This is a genomic window from uncultured Subdoligranulum sp. (assembly GCF_937890665.1).
Window position 1 is genome coordinate 1 of the sequence record NZ_CALADU010000155.1, and the last position, 5,438, is coordinate 5,438.

The window sequence follows — 5,438 nt, forward strand, 5'->3', positions numbered from 1 at the left end:
GCTGCTTGAAAAAATCAAAGTTGAAAAAGAGCGTTTAATTGCCGAGAAAAAAATTAAAAAGCAAAAATCACTACCTCCCATCAGCGAAGAGGAGAAACCATTTGCGCTGCCGAAAGGTTGGGAGTGGTGCAGGTTAGGAGAAATTTGCCAATTCGTTGGCGGATTTGCATATAAGAGCAATCGATACTCAAAGAGGAGTAGTAATCTCATTATTAGACTTGGAAATGTGAAAAATGATAGATTGCTTACAGAAATAAATCCGGTATATATTGATGATGTCTACGCTAATGAAACTGACCAGTATAAGATAAATATTGATGACATCTTGGTAACGATGACCGGAACTCGAGGAAAACGAGATTATTTCTATTCGCATTGTATAACCGCTGATGATTTGTCTTCCTATAATTTGTTTTTAAATCAGCGTGTAGGGTGTCTTAGAAGTATTGCACTTATCCTTCCAGCATATCTTGTCAAATTTTTAAAAAGCCAAACAATTTTGGACTACATTTTTGCTACAGAAACAGGAACGGCAAATCAGGGCAATATTGGATCAGGAAATATAATGATGATACCATTGCCGATTGCTCCTCTGAAGGAGCAGAGAAGGATTGTTGAAAAAATTGATGCATTGTTTTTGCTGTGTGATGAATTTGAGCATAATATTTCTGAGGCTCAAAGATTTTCCACACAACTTATGGAAGCAGTCCTGCAGGAAGCGTTTAGCGTACAAGAAGCTACAAAATCTGCGCAGGTTATCGAATTCCATCCGGATCAAACAACGCCTGAAACTGAGTTGTTGGCAGCTGCCCGTGGCAAGATTCGGGAGGACACCTGGGAGCATCTTCGCAAACGAGCTTTGGAGATTGCTAACGAGGAAAGCTGATGGACTGGAGACGCAAACGACAAATCAGGAATTTAGTCGATGGAATTTTGGAGTTAAATACCCTGCATCGTCCACTGATAGAGCTAATTCCTGCTATAATGAAACAGCGGGGGATTATATTCGAGGAACGAGACGAGGATGATGAAGAGTTCTGCGGCGTATATATGGTAGTGAAACAGGCAAAAATCATCTTTGTCAATGCCAATCTTCGAACATCCCGCAAACACTTTACCATTGCCCATGAGTTGGGCCATCATTACTTAGGCCACCCATTACAGAACGGCGCTATTATCTGTGATAGTGATAGCGTTTTTGGAAAAAATAAGCCGGAACAGGAAAAAGAAGCAGACTATTTTGCAGCCTGTTTCCTGATGCCGGAAAATCTGGTCAAACGAAAGCGGACAGAGTTTTTTAATGATTGCCCGAAGCAGACAACGCTGTTCCTGGAAGATCAGCAGCTGGAACAGCAGCATCAATTGCAGCGATATCTGAGTGACTACTTTCAAGTGTCAATGGAGGCTATGGGATATCGCTTAGACGAATTAAGCTAGGTTAGAAAAGGAGGGGTGAGAGTGCTTTTACGGTACATTGTAAGCAATTTTAAATCCATTGGGCATCCCGTAGAGTTTAGTATGTTCCCAACGGAAGAAAGCACCGATGAGCGCTTTTTGAAAACAATCACAACAAAAGCCGGTGAATGGAGGGTGTTGCGGCGTGGTGGCTTTTTTGGCCCTAATGCATCGGGCAAATCTTCCTTTATCGAATCGATTGATTTTGCCCGGGATTATATCGTTGATGGACAGAAAAGCGGAAAAGGAACGGGTGTCAACCAGTTTAGAGGTGATTTTGAAGATCTCGAGGGAATCTCTTCCTTCCAGTTCATGTTTTACCTTGAAGGCGAAGTTTATGAGTATGGCTTTTCTTTGGATCGACGCCAGGTGCATGAAGAATGGCTGATGCAGCTGACTGAAAAAGATCTTGAGCCGCTATTCACTCGCGTTACAGATGAAAACGGTAAAACAGAGATAGAAATTGAATCAAGATTTGCGCGTAATAAATCCAAGGATAGAATGTTGGCCAATGTCCTCAAAGAGAGTATTCAAGAGGGTCAGAAAAATCAACTTTTCTTATACAAGCTGTATGATAATGGAATCAAAAAGGCAGAGAGAATTGTCCGATGGTTTAAAAACCTGCAAGTTATTTTCCCTGAAACCACAGTCCAAGCACTTCCAATTCGCATGAAAGCAGATGAAGACCTGCGCAATTATATTGTAAGAATGCTCGATAAGATGGATACGGGTGTCTATGAGATTTCTGTGGCAAGTGACGAGATTGATTTCCATGAATTTGCGCAGAAGTTGGATTTACCAAAAGAAATCGTTGATGATATTGAAGAAATTAAAAATGGAATTGTAAATTTGGCTGGAAGATACTTTATTTTTGCAGAAAACAAAAAGAAAAAGACTATTTTGGTTCAACTCAAATTTAACCATCGACTAAATAGCAAAAAAGTTCAGTTTAATATAGACGAAGAATCTGATGGTACACAGCGTCTGGTTGATTTACTTCCTATGCTATTTACCATCGGTAAGAATCCAACTATTTACTTTGTTGATGAGATTGATAGGAGTTTGCACACAAAGCTCTCTCTGTTTTTGCTTGATGAATTTGCCTGTAGAGCAGAAGAAGGAGACAACCAGATTATTTTCACCGCACATGATGTGAACTTAATAAATTTAAACAACTTTAGACAAGATGAAATCTGGTTTATTGAGAAAACGCAAATGGGCGAATCTACTTTAAAGCCATTTTCTGATTTTGAAGTCAAAGAAGGCCAAGATACTTTAAAGGCTTATTTGAGCGGTAGATTTGGTGCTGTTCCCATGATAAGGGGGTTGTACTAATGCCGCTTCTTAAAAGTAGAGTACCTTTTACCCCGCAAAACCCTTACCGTGTGGTTAGGCCACAAACCAGTAAAATTATTTTTCTTTCATGTGAAGGCAGTGTGACAGAGGAAGAGTACTTTGGCCTGATCTCAGATATATATAGTGGTATAAAGAGCAAAATTCAGTTTATTTCTGTTGCTGAGGATGCTGTTTTTACTGCTCCTAAATGCAGAACACAAGAACAAGTGACACTACTCAGCAAAGTGCGACCGAAACATTTAGTCGAACGGATTGATCAATTTAAAGCTGAAAAAAATAATATTTATCAGTTTGAAAAGTATCCGGAAGATGAATTTTGGATTTTAACAGATGTGGATCAGAATTGGTCAAGTCAGCTTATTGATCCCCAAAATGCTAAGACATATAAAGATGAGTGGGATGATGCAATAGCGGTATGTGACGAAAAAGGATATCACTATGCAGTAAGCAATCCTTTTTTTTGAGATATGGCTGCTATTGCATCACGACCAGCCTTCTGAAGAAGATAAAAGTTTTGCTGTATCTGATAGCCATTCTTATGAAAAAACAAGTCACTTCCGTACAAGACTGTCAGAACTTGGCGCGCCTTTAAAGGACAAGAAACATATCAACTCTTCAAACTATAACGATGAAAAAATTAAAACGGCAGTTCATCGAGCCGAAGAGTTACATGTGGATAAGACAGATATGTGTCCACGGTATTTTGCCACTACGGTATATCTACTTTTGAAAAAAATATTTGAAATGCTACCAGAAGAAATCTAGGTAAAAGATGTAGGCAGATAAAATATTGAGTCTACCCATTCTTTATCATATGGATAAATGGATTTCACTTTACCAGGTGATTTTTTACGTGGTATAATCATTCAATACATAGGGGACCGGTACTTTCTGTTGGCAACACTATGGCAACAAAAAATCAGATAGCCTCTACTATCTGAATAATGAAAAGAATACCAATAATCTGAACTAAATCCCATAAGCAAATCTGTTTAGAAAACTTCTGGCAGGAGCGAGTGGGAGTAACTTAGAAGGCCCGAAAAAGCCTGTAATGATAGGAGTTTCCAAGGCTTGATGCCCTCTGTGGCAACAATTTTTCCTTGCTTTTAAGAAGAGCTAACTGATTTTAATTGAATCGGTTAGCTCTTTTTATGACTGTTTTGAGCAACACAAAGGGTTTGAAGATTAAGTTTGCGACCTGAGGGATAAGGTATGATAAATTGCGCAGAGATAAGGTATGATAAATTGCGCAAATTAAAAAATGGATAAAAAATAGACATGGTTTGCAGATCTCTGGTAGAATGAAGTCGCGACACACCATTCGAAAGGAGATAGCAAACCATGCCTGAAAAGATTGTACAGCTTAACGAGGAAGTTATCAAGGGGGAAATCAAGGAACTGGTTCGAGGAAGTGTGGAGGAAACGCTCAACGAGCTGCTGGAGGCCGAGGCGGAGAAACTCACCCAGGCTGCCCGATATGAGCGCAACGAGCAACGTCAGGGATACCGCAGCGGTCATTACAGCCGTAACCTCACCACAACTTCTGGAGATGTCACCCTCAAGGTTCCCAGACTCAAGGGCATTTCCTTTGAAACTGCAATCATCGAGCGCTACCGCCGCCGGGAAAGCAGCGTGGAAGAGGCTCTCATTGAGATGTACCTGGCAGGCGTATCCGTCCGGCGTGTGGAGGACATCACCGAGGCCCTGTGGGGCAGCAAGGTGTCGCCGTCCACCATCAGTGAGCTGAACAAGAAAGCGTATGTCCACATTGAGGATTGGCGGAACCGCCCTTTGCAAGGCGGACGGTATCCGTATGTCTATGTGGATGGCATCTACCTGCGCCGCAATTGGGGCGGAGAGTTTGAAAATGTAGCCATTCTGGTAGCCATTGCGGTCAACGAGGATGGCTACCGCGAGGTTCTTGGTGCAGCTGAGGGCATGAAAGAAGACAAGGCCAGTTGGGTCAATTTCTTTCAGTGGCTCCGTGGCCGTGGTCTGGATGGGGTTAAATTGGTGGTTGGTGACAAGTGCCTTGGCATGCTGGAAGCCGTGGGCGAAGTGTTCCCCGAGGCTAAATACCAACGGTGTACAGTCCACTTTTACCGGAATGTGTTTGCTGTCACACCGCGTTCCAAGGCAAAGCTGGTAGCCAAAATGCTTAAGGCGATCCACGCCCAGGAGAGCAAGAAAGCAGCCCGGGAGAAGGCCAAGACTGTGGTAGAGGAACTGCGTTCTATGAAACTGAAAGAGGCCGCCAAGAAGGTGGAGGATGGCATTGAGGAAACGCTGACCTACTGCGATTTTCCCAGTGAACATTGGACCCGTATCCGTACCAACAATGTCATTGAGAGGCTAAACCGGGAGATCCGCCGCCGCACCCGTGTAGTGGGCAGCTTCCCGGACGGTAACTCTGCTCTGATGCTGGTCTGTGCCCGGTTACGCCATGTGGCCGGTACCCAGTGGGGCAACAAGAAGTATATGAACATGAAGCATCTGGAGGCCGCCCTTGAGGACGCCTCCATTGCCGGCTGACTATTTATGCCAGGGTCTGCAAACCAATTTGCGCAAAACTCTGGACCTGTTGACAAAGACGAAATATGGGCTGAGAAATCATATTCTCAGCCCAT

General features: G+C 42.7%; 6 protein-coding genes. All 6 read left to right on the top strand.

The genetic code is table 11. From position 1 onward, the window contains the following. A partial coding sequence (locus Q0526_RS08825; protein WP_298732635.1) for a restriction endonuclease subunit S occupies positions 1-886 on the top strand: 886 nt, incomplete at its 5' end. Continuing rightward, positions 886-1,437, top strand: coding sequence for an ImmA/IrrE family metallo-endopeptidase (locus tag Q0526_RS08830; RefSeq protein WP_298732636.1), 552 nt, complete (start codon positions 886-888; stop codon positions 1,435-1,437). The genes Q0526_RS08825 and Q0526_RS08830, both read left to right, overlap by 1 nt. A gap of 21 nt (positions 1,438-1,458) precedes the next feature. Further along, positions 1,459-2,790, top strand: a complete 1,332-nt coding sequence (locus Q0526_RS08835; protein WP_298732638.1) for an ATP-binding protein — start codon at positions 1,459-1,461, stop codon at positions 2,788-2,790. Then, the gene (locus Q0526_RS08840; RefSeq protein ID WP_298732640.1) at positions 2,790-3,275 is read left to right on the top strand and encodes an RloB family protein; all 486 of its coding nucleotides are present in this window, start codon (positions 2,790-2,792) and stop codon (positions 3,273-3,275) included. The genes Q0526_RS08835 and Q0526_RS08840 overlap by 1 nt, the downstream gene beginning before the upstream one ends. 13 nt (positions 3,276-3,288) lie before the next feature. Next, positions 3,289-3,576: a hypothetical protein gene (locus Q0526_RS08845; RefSeq protein ID WP_298732642.1), complete on the top strand. Its 288-nt coding sequence runs from the start codon at positions 3,289-3,291 to the stop codon at positions 3,574-3,576. A 576-nt stretch (positions 3,577-4,152) separates the two neighbouring features. Beyond that, positions 4,153-5,343: an IS256 family transposase gene (locus Q0526_RS08850; RefSeq protein WP_298732644.1), complete on the top strand. Its 1,191-nt coding sequence runs from the start codon at positions 4,153-4,155 to the stop codon at positions 5,341-5,343. Positions 5,344-5,438: the final 95 nt, after the last annotated feature.

Coding starts and splice junctions, on each gene's coding strand:
- Q0526_RS08830 (WP_298732636.1), top strand. CDS start 886: ATGGACTGGAGACGCAAACGACAAATCAGGAATTTAGTCGATGGAATT.
- Q0526_RS08840 (WP_298732640.1), top strand. CDS start 2,790: ATGCCGCTTCTTAAAAGTAGAGTACCTTTTACCCCGCAAAACCCTTAC.
- Q0526_RS08850 (WP_298732644.1), top strand. CDS start 4,153: ATGCCTGAAAAGATTGTACAGCTTAACGAGGAAGTTATCAAGGGGGAA.